Annotated in this window: 14 protein-coding genes and 1 other annotated feature; of the genes, 2 read left to right on the forward strand and 12 right to left on the reverse strand. The window is 39.0% G+C overall.

The genetic code is table 11. The features are described from left to right. Nucleotides 1-3: 3 nt before the first annotated feature. Nucleotides 4-840, forward strand: coding sequence for a pyruvate, water dikinase regulatory protein (locus ACE025_RS07230; RefSeq protein WP_485938891.1), 837 nt, complete (start codon nucleotides 4-6; stop codon nucleotides 838-840). A gap of 157 nt (nucleotides 841-997) precedes the next feature. On the opposite strand, the gene rpoC is transcribed toward ACE025_RS07230, so the two are convergent. The 8 genes from rpoC to ACE025_RS07270 all read right to left on the reverse strand — a co-directional run bounded on the left by rpoC (nucleotide 998) and on the right by ACE025_RS07270 (nucleotide 13011). Then, complete coding sequence (gene rpoC, locus ACE025_RS07235; RefSeq protein ID WP_485938893.1) at nucleotides 998-4630, reverse strand: DNA-directed RNA polymerase subunit beta'; 3633 nt, start codon at nucleotides 4628-4630, stop codon at nucleotides 998-1000. A gap of 111 nt (nucleotides 4631-4741) precedes the next feature. Beyond that, nucleotides 4742-8299 carry a DNA-directed RNA polymerase subunit beta gene (rpoB, locus tag ACE025_RS07240; RefSeq protein ID WP_485938895.1) on the reverse strand — a complete coding sequence of 1186 codons (3558 nt, stop codon included), beginning with the start codon at nucleotides 8297-8299 and terminating at the stop codon, nucleotides 4742-4744. A 380-nt stretch (nucleotides 8300-8679) separates the two neighbouring features. Next, nucleotides 8680-9285 (reverse strand): class I SAM-dependent methyltransferase, encoded by a 606-nt coding sequence (locus ACE025_RS07245; RefSeq protein WP_485938897.1) that lies wholly within the window; start codon nucleotides 9283-9285, stop codon nucleotides 8680-8682. 578 nt (nucleotides 9286-9863) lie between these two features. Further along, on the reverse strand, nucleotides 9864-10232 hold the full coding sequence (gene rplL, locus ACE025_RS07250; protein WP_485938899.1) for a 50S ribosomal protein L7/L12: 369 nt from the start codon (nucleotides 10230-10232) through the stop codon (nucleotides 9864-9866). Nucleotides 10233-10309: 77 nt separating this feature from the next. Continuing rightward, nucleotides 10310-10810, reverse strand: coding sequence for a 50S ribosomal protein L10 (gene rplJ / locus ACE025_RS07255; RefSeq protein ID WP_485938901.1), 501 nt, complete (start codon nucleotides 10808-10810; stop codon nucleotides 10310-10312). Nucleotides 10811-10870: 60 nt separating this feature from the next. Beyond that, nucleotides 10871-11000: a sequence feature (ribosomal protein L10 leader region), on the reverse strand. A 56-nt stretch (nucleotides 11001-11056) separates the two neighbouring features. Further along, a complete protein-coding gene (rplA, locus tag ACE025_RS07260) occupies nucleotides 11057-11746 on the reverse strand; it encodes a 50S ribosomal protein L1 (RefSeq protein ID WP_485938903.1) in 690 nt (229 codons plus the stop codon). 101 nt (nucleotides 11747-11847) lie between these two features. Continuing rightward, nucleotides 11848-12273: a 50S ribosomal protein L11 gene (gene rplK / locus ACE025_RS07265; RefSeq protein ID WP_143084252.1), complete on the reverse strand. Its 426-nt coding sequence runs from the start codon at nucleotides 12271-12273 to the stop codon at nucleotides 11848-11850. 171 nt (nucleotides 12274-12444) lie between these two features. Continuing rightward, entirely contained in the window at nucleotides 12445-13011 is a 567-nt protein-coding gene (locus ACE025_RS07270) for a hypothetical protein (RefSeq protein WP_485938905.1), read from the reverse strand. A 147-nt stretch (nucleotides 13012-13158) separates the two neighbouring features. On the opposite strand from ACE025_RS07270, the gene ACE025_RS07275 reads away from it, so the two are divergent. Further along, on the forward strand, nucleotides 13159-13953 hold the full coding sequence (locus ACE025_RS07275; protein ID WP_485938907.1) for an NRDE family protein: 795 nt from the start codon (nucleotides 13159-13161) through the stop codon (nucleotides 13951-13953). A 370-nt stretch (nucleotides 13954-14323) separates the two neighbouring features. Here ACE025_RS07275 and nusG read toward each other — a convergent pair whose 3' ends face one another. From nusG to ACE025_RS07295, 4 genes are all read right to left on the reverse strand, one after another. Next, nucleotides 14324-14872 (reverse strand): transcription termination/antitermination protein NusG, encoded by a 549-nt coding sequence (gene nusG, locus ACE025_RS07280; protein WP_485938909.1) that lies wholly within the window; start codon nucleotides 14870-14872, stop codon nucleotides 14324-14326. A gap of 178 nt (nucleotides 14873-15050) precedes the next feature. Then, complete coding sequence (gene secE / locus ACE025_RS07285; protein WP_485938911.1) at nucleotides 15051-15230, reverse strand: preprotein translocase subunit SecE; 180 nt, start codon at nucleotides 15228-15230, stop codon at nucleotides 15051-15053. Nucleotides 15231-15264: 34 nt separating this feature from the next. Then, nucleotides 15265-15417, reverse strand: coding sequence for a 50S ribosomal protein L33 (gene rpmG, locus ACE025_RS07290; protein ID WP_485938913.1), 153 nt, complete (start codon nucleotides 15415-15417; stop codon nucleotides 15265-15267). A gap of 214 nt (nucleotides 15418-15631) precedes the next feature. Then, nucleotides 15632-16936 (reverse strand): HlyC/CorC family transporter, encoded by a 1305-nt coding sequence (locus tag ACE025_RS07295; protein ID WP_485938915.1) that lies wholly within the window; start codon nucleotides 16934-16936, stop codon nucleotides 15632-15634. Nucleotides 16937-16951 lie beyond the last annotated feature (15 nt).

The raw sequence follows: 16951 nt of genomic DNA on the forward strand, positions 1-16951 counted from the left end.
ATCATGGAAAACTCTACCAAACCCATTTACATTATTTCTGATTCCGTTGGCGGAACAGCTAAAACTCTTACTTCAGCAGTTTTAGCTCAGTTTCCTAATTTAGATACTGCTGAATTAAAGCGCTTCCCCTTTATAACTGAAATAGATCAAATAGAAGACATTTTAATTGATGCTGAAAAAGAACGTGCATTGATTGTTACGACCTTAGTCAATAAAGAACTGATCAAGTATGTTGAGCGTTTCTCAGAAAAATCAGCTTTATATCATGTTGATTTGATGTCTCCTTTGACGAAATCGATGGAGGAACATTTCGAAACCAGTTCGATTCAACAGCCAGGTGCGTTGCATAAATTAAATGCAAGTTACTTCAATAGAGTTTCGGCTATGGAATTCGCTGTTCGTTACGACGATGGTAAAGAACCTCGGGGTATTCTAAAAGCCGATATTATTTTATTAGGCGTCTCCAGAACTTCTAAAACGCCTTTAAGTCTATACTTAGCAAACCTTGGATATAAAGTCGTCAATATACCGATTATTCCAGAAGCTCAAATCCCTGAAGAACTGTTTAAAGTTCCATCCGAAAAAATCATCGGGCTGACTACAACATCCAGCACTTTATCAAAAGTTCGACAAGCTCGCTTAGCCTCTTTAGGTCTGCAAAAAAATAGTTTATATGCCGATGAAGCTCGAATCAAACAAGAATTAGCTGCTGCTGTTGACTTATTCGACCGCTTAGAAATTTTGACGATTGATGTTGAAAATCGCTCCATTGAAGAAACCGCTGTTCTGATTGAAGAGTATTACCGCGAGACTTTCCATCGAAGCCAGTCAATCACTTGATCTTTCTCTTTTTTAACAAATATAATTCCTGCGAATAGTACATTTTTTTAAACTATTACAAAAATACATCGATTCAAGTCCCTATAACTTTTTGATATAAAGCAAAAAAGCCAAGCAGCTAGACATAAAGTCTAGTCGCTTGGCTTTTTATGATCCATTAAAATTCTGTAGGAGTTTCTGTTTCTAAATCATTGATACTGTAAACATTTTCGCTTACAACGCCAATTCCTTTAGGATCCATCTTACGGTATTTGCGCATTCCTGTACCAGCTGGAATAATCTTACCGATGATAACATTTTCTTTCAATCCTAATAATGGGTCACGTTTACCGCGGATAGCAGCATCTGTCAAGACGCGAGTTGTTTCTTGGAATGATGCAGCAGACAAGAAACTATTTGTTTCAAGTGATGCTTTTGTTATTCCAAGCAATACAGGACGACTTGTAGCTGGCAGACCGCCAGTCGTTAAGACTGCTTTGTTTTTCTCAGTAAATTCAGCGATATCGATCTTAGCACCTGGCAATAAATCAGTATCACCTGGGTCAAGAACTCGAACTTTACGCAACATTTGACGAACCATAACTTCGATATGTTTGTCCCCAATTTCTACCCCTTGCATACGGTATACTTTTTGAACTTCGGCTAACATATAGTTTTCGACCGTCAACACATCACTAATGTCGATCAATTCTTTCGGATCAATAGAACCTTGAATCAAGGCTTGTCCGCGTTGAACGATATCCCCTTCAGCTATTTGCATACGAGAAGTGTAAGGAACAGTGTAGGTACGTGTATCTGTTGCACCTTTGATCGTTACTTCTTTAATACGCTCAGCTTGTTTGTCTTCAATAGAGACAACTTCACCGGTAACTTCAGTAATAGTAGCACGTCCTTTTGGATGACGAGCTTCGAAGATCTCTTGGATACGAGGAAGACCTTGAGTAATATCGTCTCCGGCAACCCCACCAGTATGGAAAGTACGCATTGTTAACTGAGTACCCGGCTCACCGATTGATTGAGCGGCGATTGTTCCAACTGCTTCTCCAACTTCAACTTCGCTACCAGTAGCCAAGTTGCGTCCATAACAGAATTTACATACCCCGTGAGGAGTGTTACACGTAAATGCAGAACGGATCGTTACTTCTTTGATACCAGCATCTAAAATAACTTTTGATAATGGTTCTGTGATCAATTCGTTTCTACCAACAATCACTTCACCAGTTTCAGGGTGAATAACAGATTTGTTCGTGTAACGACCAATCAAACGTTCTTCAAGAGGTTCGATAACTTCGTTGCCGTTCACAATAGCGCGAACAACTAAACCACGGTCAGTATGACAATCAGTTTCACGAATAATAACATCTTGAGCAACGTCAACTAAACGACGAGTCAAGTAACCAGAGTCGGCTGTCTTCAAGGCTGTATCGGTCATACCTTTACGAGCCCCATGGGTAGAGATAAACATTTCCATAACGCTTAGACCTTCACGGAAGTTTGAAGTGATCGGTAATTCCATGATTTGTCCGTTCGGAGCAGCCATCAATCCACGCATACCAGCTAACTGAGTAAAGTTGGAGATGTTACCACGGGCTCCAGAGTCACTCATCATAAAGATAGGGTTTCTGTCGTCCAACACTTCCATTAATTTTTGTTGGATAGTGTCTTTAGCAGCATTCCAGATATCAATAACTTTAGTGTAGCGTTCTTCGTCAGTGATCAAACCACGACGGAACTGTTTAGTAACTTTCTCAACTTGTTTGTGAGCGTCATCTAAAATTTCTTCTTTTTCTTTTAATACAGCGATATCGGCGATACCTACTGTAATACCAGATTTTGTTGAATGTTTGTATCCCAAGTTTTTCATTCTGTCCAACATTTTTGAAGTTTCAGCGACTTTGAATCGTTTGAATACTTCAGCAATGATGTTTCCAAGATTTTTCTTCTTGAACGGTTTAACTAACTCTTGTTCAGCGATAAATGCTGGAATGTCTGTTCCATATTCAACGAAGTATTTATCTGGTGTTTGCACTTCTAAGTTTACTTGTGTTGGTTCGTTCAAGTAAGGGAATTCTACAGGCATGATTTGGTTAAAAATCAATTTACCAACAGTGGTAATCAATACTTTATCGCGTTGCCATTCGGTAAATGGTTTGTTTTTAATATCTGAAACTTGGATACCCACTCTAGAGTGCAAGTGAACATATCCTTGTTGATATGCTATTTCAGCTTCTTCGATACTGCTGAACACCATTCCTTCGCCTTCACGACCTTCTTCTTCCATCGTCAAGTAGTAGTTACCTAAAACCATATCTTGAGAAGGAGTAACAACTGGCTTACCATCTTTAGGGTTCAAGATGTTTTGTGCACCTAACATCAAAATACGTGCTTCAGCTTGAGCAGCGTCGCTTAATGGAACATGGACAGCCATTTGGTCCCCATCAAAATCGGCGTTATAAGCTTCACATACTAATGGATGCAGACGAATCGCTTTACCTTCGACCAAGATTGGTTCAAATGCTTGAATACCTAATCTATGAAGTGTCGGTGCGCGGTTCAATAGAACTGGATGTTCACGAATAACTTCTTCCAATACATCCCAAATGTCTTCATCTTGACGTTCGATTTTACGTTTAGCATTTTTGATGTTGTTTGCGATTCCGCGTTCAACTAATTCTCTCATAACGAAAGGTTTGAATAATTCAACAGCCATTTCTTTCGGCAATCCACATTGGTACATTTTTAATGTTGGACCAACAACGATAACTGAACGACCTGAATAGTCAACACGTTTACCCAGCAAGTTTTGACGGAAACGACCTTGTTTCCCTTTCAACATGTGAGAAAGTGATTTCAATGGACGGTTACCTGGTCCAGTTACTGGACGGCCACGACGACCATTATCGATCAACGCATCTACTGCTTCTTGAAGCATACGTTTCTCATTTTGAACAATGATGTTTGGCGCGTTTAAGTCTAATAAACGTTTCAAACGGTTGTTACGGTTGATTACTCGGCGGTACAAGTCATTCAAGTCACTTGTTGCAAAGCGTCCACCTTCTAATTGAACCATTGGGCGAATTTCTGGCGGAATAACTGGAACAACGTCCATTACCATCCACGTAGGATCGTTACCAGATAAACTGAAAGCTTCCATAATATCCAGACGACGGATAGCACGAGTTCTCTTTTGTCCAGTCGCAGTATTTAATTCTTCTTTTAATTCAGCAACTTCTTTTTCTAGCTTTACATCATCTAACAATTGTTTGATTGCTTCAGCACCCATACCGGCTTTGAATTCATTACCGTATTGAGCACGTTTTTCACGATATTCTCTTTCAGTCAGCAATTGTTTCTTTTCAAGCGGTGTATTACCCGCTTCAATAACAACATAAGAAGCAAAATAAATGATTTCTTCTAGAGCACGAGGACTCATGTCTAAAACAAGACCCATTCTGCTTGGGATACCTTTAAAGTACCAAATATGTGTTACTGGTGCTGCTAATTCGATGTGTCCCATACGTTCACGACGTACTTTTGAACGAGTAACTTCAACACCACAACGGTCACAAACGATTCCTTTATAACGGATACGTTTGTATTTACCACAGGCACATTCCCAGTCTTTAGATGGGCCGAAGATGCGCTCGCAGAATAAACCATCACGTTCAGGTTTCAGCGTCCGGTAATTGATTGTTTCCGGTTTTTTAACTTCACCATAAGACCAACTGCGGATTTTATCAGAAGAAGCCAAACCTATTTGCATACTTTCAAAATTATTAACGTCTATCAAGGGGCCAACCTCCCTTTATTTGTTGAGCTGCCCTAACTGCTCGGATTGTTTCGTACTTAATGAATAAGATGCAGAGTTGGTCTCGGCTTTGAAACCAACTCTTTTCAGCATTTATTCAGTTTCTTGTTCTTGTCTAACTCTTTCTTGTTCTTCAGCATATTTGCTCAATGCATCAACAGTACCGATATCATCGTCATCGTCCATATCGCGTAATTCAATTTCTTCATCTTTTGCGTTCAATACTTTCATGTCTAATCCAAGAGATTGCAACTCTTTAACTAATACACGGAAAGATTCAGGAACACCAGGAGTCGGAATCGGTTCGCCTTTAACGATTGCTTCATAAGTTTTCACACGTCCAACAACATCATCGGATTTGTACGTTAAGATTTCTTGTAAAGTATAAGCAGCTCCATAAGCTTCAAGAGCCCAAACTTCCATCTCACCAAAACGTTGTCCACCGAATTGAGCTTTACCACCCAATGGTTGTTGTGTAACAAGAGAGTATGGTCCAGTAGAACGAGCATGTAATTTGTCGTCAACCATGTGAGCCAATTTGATCATGTACATAACCCCAACGGTTACGCGGTTATCAAATGGTTCACCTGTACGTCCATCATACAATACTGTCTTAGCATCTGCTGCCATACCGGCTTCTTTAACAGTAGCCCACAAGTCTTCTTCACGAACTCCATCAAATACTGGAGTTGCGATACGAATACCTAAACGACGAGCAGCCATACCCATATGTGTTTCGAATACTTGTCCAATGTTCATACGAGAAGGAACCCCTAGTGGATTCAACATGATATCAACTGGTGTACCATCTGGTAAGAACGGCATATCTTCTTCAGGTAAGATCAGAGAAACTACCCCTTTGTTACCATGACGCCCAGCCATTTTATCCCCAACGTTGATTTTACGTTTTTGAACGATATAAACACGAACTAACATATTTACACCTGGTGATAATTCATCGCCGGCTTCACGAGTAAAGATCTTAACGTCATGAACGATTCCGCCGCCACCATGAGGTACGCGTAATGAAGTATCTCTAACTTCACGGGCTTTTTCTCCAAAAATCGCATGCAGCAAGCGTTCTTCAGCAGATAATTCAGTTACCCCTTTAGGAGTCACTTTACCTACTAATAAGTCGCCATCTTTTACTTCAGCACCGATACGGATAATACCCATTTCGTTCAAGTTTCTCAAAGCGTCATCACCGACGTTTGGAAGTTCACGAGTAATTTCTTCAGGTCCAAGTTTTGTATCACGAGCTTCTGATTCATATTCTTCAATATGGATCGAAGTATAAACGTCGTCTTTTACTAAACGCTCACTCATAATGATAGCATCCTCAAAGTTGTATCCATCGTAAGTCATGAAAGCAACTACCGGGTTTTGACCAAGTGCCATTTCGCCTTGATCCATTGATGGACCATCTGCTAAAATTTCACCTTTATCTACACGGTCGCCTTTAGCAACGATCGGATTTTGGTTATAAGAAGTACCTGAGTTAGAACGTTGGAATTTGATAATAGAATATTTGTCTAAAGCGCCATTGTCGCGACGAACGCGGATTTGATCAGCATCTACATACTCAACGATCCCGTCGTTTTTACAAATCATAGCTGCTCCAGAGTCTCTTGCTGTTACGTGTTCCATACCAGTTCCTACTAGAGGAGCATCTGGTTTGATCAACGGTACAGCTTGACGCTGCATGTTGGCACCCATCAAGGCACGGTTGGAGTCATCGTTTTCCAAGAAAGGAATACAAGCTGTCGCAACAGCAACTACTTGTTTAGGAGAAACGTCCATATAGTCTACGCGAGACACAGACATCTCCAAGTTTTCGTCTTTGTAACGAGCCAGAACGATATCATTCGTAAATGTACCATCTTCATTTAACAAAGCATTGGCTTGGGCGATAACGTAATTATCTTCTTCGTCAGCTGTTAAATAATCAATGTGCTCTGTTACTTTTCCAGTTTCACGATCAACACGACGGTACGGTGTTTCGATGAAACCGAATTTGTTTACCTTAGCAAAACTAGATAAACTGTTGATCAATCCGATGTTAGGACCTTCAGGAGTCTCGATAGGACACATACGGCCATAATGAGAATAGTGAACGTCACGAACTTCGTATCCAGCACGATCTCTTGTCAAACCGCCGGGCCCTAAGGCAGATAAACGACGTTTGTGCGTCAATTCTCCTAATGGGTTTGTTTGGTCCATGAATTGAGACAATTGAGAAGAACCAAAGAATTCTTTGATTGATGCTACAACTGGACGAATATTGATTAATTGTTGTGGTGTAACAGTAGACATATCTTGGATAGACATACGTTCACGAACCACACGTTCCATACGAGACAAACCAATACGGTATTGATTTTGCAGCAATTCACCTACTGAACGAATACGACGGTTACCTAAGTGGTCAATATCGTCTACGTTGCCGATGCCTTCTTGCAAGTTGAAGAAGTAGCTCATTGCAGCAAGAATATCCGCAGGAGTAACATGTTTGTGGTCCTCTGAAACATTTCCGTTACCAATCACGTTTACAACACGTTCAGAATCTTCTTTAGAATAAACTTTTACGATTTGCAATGTGATAGGTTCTGGAACTACACCATCTTCACTTGGATAGAAAGTAACATTGTTCAATCCATTATCTAAGTGCTCTTCCAATTTGTTCATTTGGTCGCGGTCTAATAACGTACCTGCTTCTACAATGATTTCTCCTGTTTCAGAATCAATCAATGTTTCTGCTACTGTTTGGTTGAACAAACGAGTTTTCAAACTTAATTTTTTATTTACTTTGTAACGACCTACTGCTGCCAAGTCATAACGTTTTGGATCAAAGAAACGAGCTGTTAGTAAGCTTCTTGAGCTGTCAGCTGTTTTCGGCTCACCTGGACGTAGTCGCTCATAAACATCTTTAAGGGCTTCTTCAGTACGAGAGTCGCTCGCATTTTTATGAATATCTTTTTCTAACGTTAAGTTCAATGATTCGTTTGAACCAAAAATGTCTAAGATTTGATCATCAGAACCGAATCCTAACGCACGAACAAGTACACTCAACGGAATCTTACGCGTACGGTCAATACGTACATACGTAATGTTTTTAGCATCAGTTTCAAATTCCAACCATGCCCCACGGTTAGGGATCAATGTAGAACCGAAACTTTCACGGCCGTTTTTATCAACTTTCAAGTTGAAATAAACACCTGGTGAGCGAACCAATTGAGAAACGATAACACGTTCAGCTCCATTGATAATGAACGTACCCATTTCAGTCATTAATGGGAAATCACCAAAGAATACTTCTTGGTCTTTTACTTCCCCAGTTTCTTTGTTGATCAATCGTAATTTTACATATATAGGTGCGGAATAATTTGCGTCATGAGCACGAGCTTCTGAAACAGTGTATTTTGGTTCTTGTAATGTGTAATCCAAGAACTCTAGTGATAAGTTTCCTGCGAAGTCTTCGATCGGTGAAATGTCTTTAAACATTTCACGTAATCCTTCATCTAAGAACCATTGATATGAGTCTGATTGAATTTCAATCAGATTCGGCAGTTCTAAAACTTCATTGATACGTGCATAACTTCTACGTGTACGGTGTTTACCGTAATTTACTAAGTGGCCTGCCAACCTGTTCACCCCTTAAAAAAGATTATTCGTATCTTCTTATATGCCGTCTTATATTACATTTGTGTTACAAATGCAAAATTTACTAAAAAAGACGATTCCCACCCTGTTTTTAGGCAAAAAAAAACCAAAAGATCCGTAACTTTTTTCAAAAAAGCACCTTTTCTTTTGTTTTGCATACATAACCCATTGATTTGGACAATATTTCAAATCAACAGCCTATTTTTTTAGATACTACTGCATCTATTGATTTTACTCTTATTTACCTAAATAGTCAACCCTATTTTCATTCTATATTTTGTCTAATTAGTGTACAATCGTCACCGTTTGCACACTAAAAAAACAGCCATCCTTCTTGCAGTATAAAATCTCCACTCAAAGGACAGATGTTTTTATTCTTTCACGCTTTTAATAATCCAATACCCTTTATCTTTCGTGACCACTTCAGCATTGCCAAAAGTTTTTTCCATCTTGTTCATCGCACTCGGAGCACCTTGTTTTTTTTGGATGACAACCATTAACATGCCACCGACTTTCAACTTTTCAAATGAACCGGTCAGAATTTCGTGCACCACTTTTTTTCCAGCGCGAATTGGCGGATTGCTAAAAACAGCTGCCAATTCTGTCCCTTTTACTTCTTCGTAAATATTAGAGGTATGAATAAGAACATTAGAAATATTGTTTTTTTGAGCGTTTTGTTGCGCTAATCCAATTGCTCTTTCATTTACGTCTACCATTTCAACGATGCGCTTTGGATCTTCTTTCGCTAAAGCTAACCCCATCGGTCCATATCCGCAACCTACATCTAATAAATCTCCTTCTGGCAATTCATTAAAGTCGACTGTTTCAATCAACAAGCGTGACCCGAAATCAACTGTCGCTTTAGAAAACACTCCTGAGTCTGTTGTAAAATGGAATTCATTTCCTCTTAGTGTATACTCCCAAGAAACGACCTCGCTTTTCGCATGCGGATTGCTTGTATAATAATGATCTGACATGGTTGTTCACTCCTTACTTATACGTTCTATCTATTTTAATTAGCGGTAGAAATATAAAAAAACCTATTCATTAAGTTAGTTGGGCTGTTTGCTCCGCTCTTTTCCTAAACGAGCTGCACATGGCAGCTTACATAGCTATAAGTCGTATTCGACCTGTTAGGAAAAGCAGCTAACTGGTCAAATCCTTCTTATATCCAGTAAGCTGAACGCCATGCTACACTCTCTTATTTAGACGAGTTCCGCAAACCAGAAGCCCTATGATTTCACTATTCCCTTTTTCTTAGGAAAAACACCCAAGTAAACGGGAATAGATGAACTCCACGGTCTTCTAAACGCTTTGCTGCACTCTCTTCTTAGACGAGTTCCGCAAACCAGAAGCCCTATGATTTCACTATTCCCTTTTTCTTGGGAAAAACACCCAAGTAAACGGGAATAGATGAACTCCACGGTCTTCTAAGCGGTTTGCTGTACTCTCTTATTTAATTATACTCAAAAGTGGGCAAATAAAAAAGGCAAGAGTCGCAATGACTCGTGCCTTTTTATTGATTGTAAAGGGTAATAATTATTTTAAAAAATAATTATTTAACTTCTACAGATCCACCAGCAGCTTCGATAGCTTCTTTCAATGCTTCAGCGTCTTCTTTAGATACGCCTTCTTTGATTGCTTTTGGAGCTTCGTCAACTAATGCTTTAGCTTCTTTCAAGCCTAAGCCAGTAGCTTCACGAACAGCTTTGATAACTTTGATTTTAGCAGATCCAGCAGATGTTAATTCAACTGTAAATTCAGTTTGTTCTGCAGCAGCAGCTTCTCCAGCTCCACCAGCAGCAGCTACAGGAGCAGCAGCAGTTACGCCAAATTCTTCTTCAATTGCTTTTACTAAGTCGTTTAATTCTAAAATTGTTGATTCTTTCAAATCAGCAACGATTTGTTCAATGTTTAATGCCATTGTTAGTTCCTCCATTTATAATGTTTTAGTTTTTTATCAGCTTGCATGTTTGTTCGTTAAAAGAGTAGCGCTTTGGTTTAAGCAACTTCTTCTTTTTGTTCTGCAACAGCTTTGACTGCAAGTGCAGTATTGCGGATTGGTGCTTGAAGTACAGATAGCAACATAGAAAGTAAACCGTTGTGGTCTGGTAGTGTTGCAAGTGTGTTGATTTCTTCTACTGAAGAAACTTTACCACTGATAACTCCACCTTTGATTTCTAAAGCTTCTGCTTCTTTAGCAAAATTAGCAATAATTTTTGCTGGTGCAACAACATCTTCATTACTGAAAGCGATAGCTGTAGGTCCCTTAAATACGTCGTCCATTCCTTCAAGTCCAGCCGCATTAGCTGCACGAGATAAAATAGAGTTTTTGATAACACGCATTTCGATTCCAGAGTCACGTAATTGTTTACGTAATTCAGTAACTTGTTCAACTGTTAATCCACGGTAGTCAACTACTACTACTGCGGCAGCATCCTTGAATTTTGTTGTAGCTAAATCTACTAATTCTTGTTTTTTAGCGATTGCTGCTTCACTCATTAACATTTCACCTCCTGATCAATTGGCGGGAATTTTCCATTAAGGCTTTTAAAAAAAGCCCTATACAAATAAAAAATCCCATGTCACCGTAGACATAGAGATTGTGTAGTGTGTATTCACGACATATCATCCTCGGTAGGAAATTAAGGCAAAAGCCACCTACTGTCTTCGGTAATAATTCAATTTATTCTTAACCTAGACGATTTTACCAATTCTTATCGCCTAGGTCAAGAAGTTTTTTGTTTGTTAGAATGATTGAGGGTTAACTTTTACCCCAGGACCAAATGTTGAAGTGATTGTAACATTTTTGATGTAAACCCCTTTAGCAGTTGCAGGTTTAGCTTTCAACACTGTATCTTGGATAGTTCTAAAGTTTTCGATCAATTTGTCAGCGTCAAATGAAACTTTTCCGATTGGAGCATGCAAATTACTTTGTTTGTCCACACGGTAAGTTACTTTACCAGCTTTGATTTCATTGATAGCTTTAGCTACGTCCATAGTAACAGTTCCTGTTTTAGGGTTAGGCATTAATCCTTTAGGTCCTAAGACACGTCCAAGACGTCCAACTTCACCCATCATGTCTGGAGTTGCTACGACAACGTCGAAGTCCATCCATCCACCATTGATTTTTTGAACAAGATCAGATTCACCTACGTAATCTGCTCCTGCAGCTTCTGCTTCAGCAGCTTTTTCGCCTTTAGCAAAAACTAAAACTTTTTGTGATTTACCAGTTCCGTTTGGAAGAACAACTGCCCCACGAATTTGTTGGTCAGCTTTTTTAGGGTCAACTCCAAGACGGTAAGCAACTTCAATAGTTGCATCGAAATTAGCGTAGTCAAGTTCTTTTACTAAAGCTACAGCTTCTTCAACTGAGTAAGCTTTTGTAGCGTCTACTTTTTCCAAAGCAGCTAAGAATTTTTTACTCTTTTTAGCCATGTTTATTTTCCTCCTTGATTGTGGTTATAACGGTTAAACCTCCCACTTATCCTTCGAGGAGCGAAGCTCCTCGAAGAGATACTGAGAAGCTTTGAATCAGATTAGTCTTTTACGACAAATCCCATGCTTCGTGCAGTACCTTCGACCATACGCATTGCAGATTCAACGTTTGCAGCGTTTAAGTCTTCCATTTTTGTTTCAGCGATTTCTCTAACTTGGTCACGAGAAACAGTAGCAACTTTTTTGGTATTTGGTTCACCAGAACCTGATTCAACACCTGCAGCTTTTTTCAATAAAATAGCAGCTGGTGGTGTTTTTGTAACAAATGTAAATGAACGATCTTCATATACAGAGATTACAACTGGGATAATCATACCTGCTTGATCAGCTGTGCGTGCATTGAATTCTTTACAGAATCCCATGATGTTTACTTGTGCTTGACCTAGAGCTGGTCCTACGGGTGGAGCAGGACTTGCTTTACCTGCAGGAATTTGTAATTTTACTACGTTAACAACTTTTTTAGCCACGAGACATACCTCCTTGATTTAGTCCGGGTGTGGTTGAATGGGGTTAATATTTCCCCTCCCACATTAGTACATACGCCTAGACGTACCATGGAATTATAGAACACTTACAACTGCTTGTCAACCGGTTTTCCAGACTTTTTGTCAAAACCCTGCAGCAAGCATCGCTGCTCTTTACTTTTGTCGGTTAGACTCTTTTTGTTTTCTAGCTTCTGTTCGAGTGCGAACAGGATTTTCATTTCTCACTTCTACTATATTAACTTCTTGCTTTGGACTCATTCCAGTTTGCGAATAAGCTGTATTCTTTTCAACTATTGGGGTTGAGCGGTCTTTTTTCAGCTTTTCTTTTTTGCGTTCAGGCTTTTTCACTCGATACACACCATATAAGATACCAGCAACCATAGCATAAACAGCAAAAAAAACTATAAATCCCCATAATCCCGCTATTGCATCCGCAAATTCCATGTTTCCGCTGTTCGAGACAGCTTGCTGGATCTCAATGGCAAATACAAATACCGTCATCATTACAAATGTAAAAATAAACGACAAGATCGTTGTATGAAACTTCAACAATTGAATCAATTTTACTAAAACAAATACAACTAAAAAAGTGGCCAAACCAATAAACCCTATAACCCAGAAATGCAGTTGTTTATCAGTCATGTTTATTCCTACTCTGACCATTAAAATATCGTGTATCTGATTCATGATCTCAGATAAAATCAATATGATGTCTCTCATTCCGCTTCACCCCTTGGATTTATTTTGTCTAGTATAGCATAAAGTTTTATGGCAAATTTGCTTACGAAAAGTAAGCCTGTTTTTAGTCAACTCTTTTTCTATTAAGGTATACTGTTTATACCAACTATTTTTGCTAAGGGGGATACTATGTGCAATATCGGATTCCAACTCCAACAAAATGATACCTATAAGTTTCTATTTGCCGCCAACAGAGACGAAGCTTATCTTAGACCCACTAAATCTGCACACTTTTGGCCAAATTATCCTGATCTATTAGCCGGTCAAGATGAGATGCAAAAAGGAACTTGGCTCGGCATCACCAAACAAGGGAAATTCGCTGCGCTGACGAACTGTCGACAAGCGTCCTTTGGTCCTCCGAATGATACTGAATCAACAAAAACATTTTCCACATCTCGCGGGACTCTTGTGAGAGACTTTTTAACTGGTAACCAAACAGTTGAAGAGTACGCTGCCTATTTAGTAGAAACTAAAGATCAATATGATGGATACAACCTCATCTTCGGAAATATACTTGAAGATCATTTTCTTCATTACAATAACTTTGATGGCAGCTTGTCACCTGTTTCTTCTGGCATCCACGGCTTGAGCAATGCTACTTTAGATACACCATGGCCTAAAGTCAAAAAAGTTACGACCGGACTAAATCAATTACAAGGCAGTCAGAACGACATCACAGAACAACTATTTGATTTATTTGCTGATACAGAAACGGCTAAGAAAGAGAATCTGCCGTACACAGGTCTTCCTATTGAGTTTGAAGAAGCCGCATCGGCAGTGTTTATTCGGACGAAGGATTATGGAACAGTTGGAACAACAGTGATTTTAGTCGATCAACAGAACCAAGTAACGTTTACAGAACGCAGCTTCAGCGAAAGCGGCATTCTGGAAGAAAACTCTTTTTCGTTTGCTTTAAGCAAATAGTAATTTGATCGGCTGAAGATGATTTGGTTTGCGTGACGTTTTTCAAATAAAATCTTTCAAAAAGGGAACGCAAATACTACCTCACTCTATATAAAGAAACTCAAAAACATTATTTAGTACAAAAAAGCACGTGATCAGTTATTTTTTACATAACTGATCACGTGCTTTGCGGTTTGCTACTGAAACAAGCTGCTCAGAGCAGACTTCCTATGAGTTCGTTTTTACCTTTTTATTGGGAAAAACGCCCAATGAAAAGGTAAAAAACGAACTCTACGGAATCCTTAACGCTCCGCTCCACTCTCTTCTTTTAAACGAGCTGCACAAGGCTGCTTATACGCCTATAAGTTAAGCAAAACGCCTTGCTCACTCTCTATAGTTTGTCTACTTGGTCGAATTCTAGTTCCGTGCTTGTTTCGCGTCCGAACATTTCTACGTTTACTTTCAGTTTGCCTTTCTCTTCTTCGATTTCCGTAACTTTACCTGTCATACCATTGAAAGCTCCTTCGATGATTGTTACTGTTTCACCGATTTCGAAGTCCAATTCTTGGTGACGAGTGCTCATTCCCAAGCTGCGTAAGATAGATTTCACTTCTTCAGGCAATAATGGAGCTGGTTTGCTTCCTGCTCCGTGTGAACCAACAAACCCAGTCACACCAGGAGTGTTACGAACAACATACCAAGAGTCGTCTGACATGATCATTTCTACTAATACATATCCAGGGAAAACTTTTTTCATTTTTACTTTTTCTTTACCATTTTTTACTTCATGCTCTTCTTCTTCAGGAACTACCACACGATAAATGTAGTCTTCCATATTCATGCTGTTTGCACGAGATTCAATGTTTTGTTTTACTTTGTTTTCATAGCCAGAATACGTATGCAGTACATACCACTGTTTTTCAGTTTCTAATTCTTCCATTATTAACACTCCTTGTATGGGTTTTAGGGGCAAGTTCATTATACCTGTTTAATTTCTTTTAAACACACAAAAAAACCTTCTCCATCATATAAGGAAGGCTCTGCGTGATGCTTTATTGTGCTCATTATACCATTAGTCAAGTATTAAGGCTAGCTATATCTTGACCGCTCCATCTAATTTAAATAAATAAATCTAATAATGATGTGATGGCAAAATCAACTACAAAGAAGAAAATAGCAAATAGGACGACTACTCCAAAGACAGTAACTGTGTATTTTCTCAATTCTTTTCCTGTTGGCCAAGTCACTTGGCGAACTTCTTGACGAACACCGCCAAAAAAGTTTTTTACTTTCCCCACCTTATTCCCTCCAAACTATGTTTAAATCACTTGATTATTTCGTTTCACGATGCAATGTATGCTTATTACAGTATTTACAGAATTTTTTAACTTCTAAACGTTCTTCACGAGTTGTTTCGCTTGCACGAGCTGAGTAGTTTCTAGAACCACAAATAGAGCAAGCCAAAGCTGTTTTTTTTGGACTCAAATCTTTTCACCTATTCTTTCTTAAAAACGTAGGGTATCGCTCACAATTTACCATTACTTCCCTTTGATGTCAAGCTCTGTTGCACTTTCTACAAGAAAGACGTATCTGTTTAAGCACCCGTTGACGTTTTGTTTAAAATACCCTGTAAACTCAGCAAAACAATGATTTTGCAAGCTTACAGGGTTCTAATTCGCACTTCAAAATTTTGTCGATATTAAAGGGTCGGGTCACTCAATTCCGGCATAGAAAGCAAGTCTTCTTCATTTGTTTCAGGAATCAATTCGACAAATGTTTCAAGGATCCTTCTGAACCGTACTTTAGTGACCGTTATTTTAAGGTTATGATAGACGAAAGAATCGCCTTCATCAGGCAACTTGCCCATTTGCTCCATTACAAAACCGCTCACGGTATTTGAAATAAACTCTTCTTCAATACCAAATAAACTTAACACTTTATCTAAATTGGCAGAAGCTGCAATGCGGTAAGTAGACTCATCTATCTTCACCACTTCTTCGGTAACTTCATCATGCTCGTCCCAAATTTCGCCTACCAACTCTTCTAAGATATCTTCCAATGTCACTATTCCGATCGTTCCGCCATATTCATCACTGATGATTGCCAAATGAGCTTTTTCCAACTGTAATTGTTTCAACAATTTAGAAATTTTCATATTTGCCGGTGTCCAAATGACATCTTTTACAATAGATTGAATCGACTGGTTTGTTTCGGTATCAGCATTTTTTTTGACAAAAGCATAAAAATCCTTTTGATGTAATACACCGACGACTTTATCAATAGAGTCGTCATACAACACTATTCTGGAGTAACCTTCTGTCAAAAACAAAGTTTCTATTTCTTCCAGGCTGCTGTTCACATCTGTCCCAACAACATCTACACGAGGTGTTAAGATGTCTTGCACTTCCAACTCATTGAATGTAATGGCTGATCGAATCAACTGATGTTCATGATTTTCGATCCCACCACTGTTTTGAGCCTCATCTACCAAAAAAAGCAGTTCTTTTTCACTGATACTTTCACTGGCCTCAAAGGTGAAAAGTTTATTTAACAGTTTTTTCCACGATTTAAAGAAAAAGTTGACTGGAGTCAGAACTACCATCACGATCCTTAAAAAAGGAGCAACATTTACAGCAAATGCTTCCGGTCTTTCTTTAGCAATACTTTTTGGCGAAATCTCACCGAAAATCAACACCAAGATCGTCATCACGATCGTTGAGATCGTAACACCAGTTACTGGAAAATACTTAACGAATAATACAGTTGCTAAAGACGAAGCTAAAATATTTACGATATTATTCCCTACTAAAATAGTAGATAAAAGGGTATCGTAGTTGTCTGCTAAAGACAATGCTAACGTAGCTTTCTTGTCTCCATCTTCTGCTAGCTCTTTCAAACGCATACGGTTCAACGACGTGTAAGCTGTCTCAGAAGCAGAAAAGAATCCAGATGCTGCTATGAGTAGCCCTAAAAAGATAATGTACCTTATACTATCACTGTCCATGTAATAGTTATTCCC

Source organism: Desemzia sp. AGC72, from assembly GCF_057334175.1.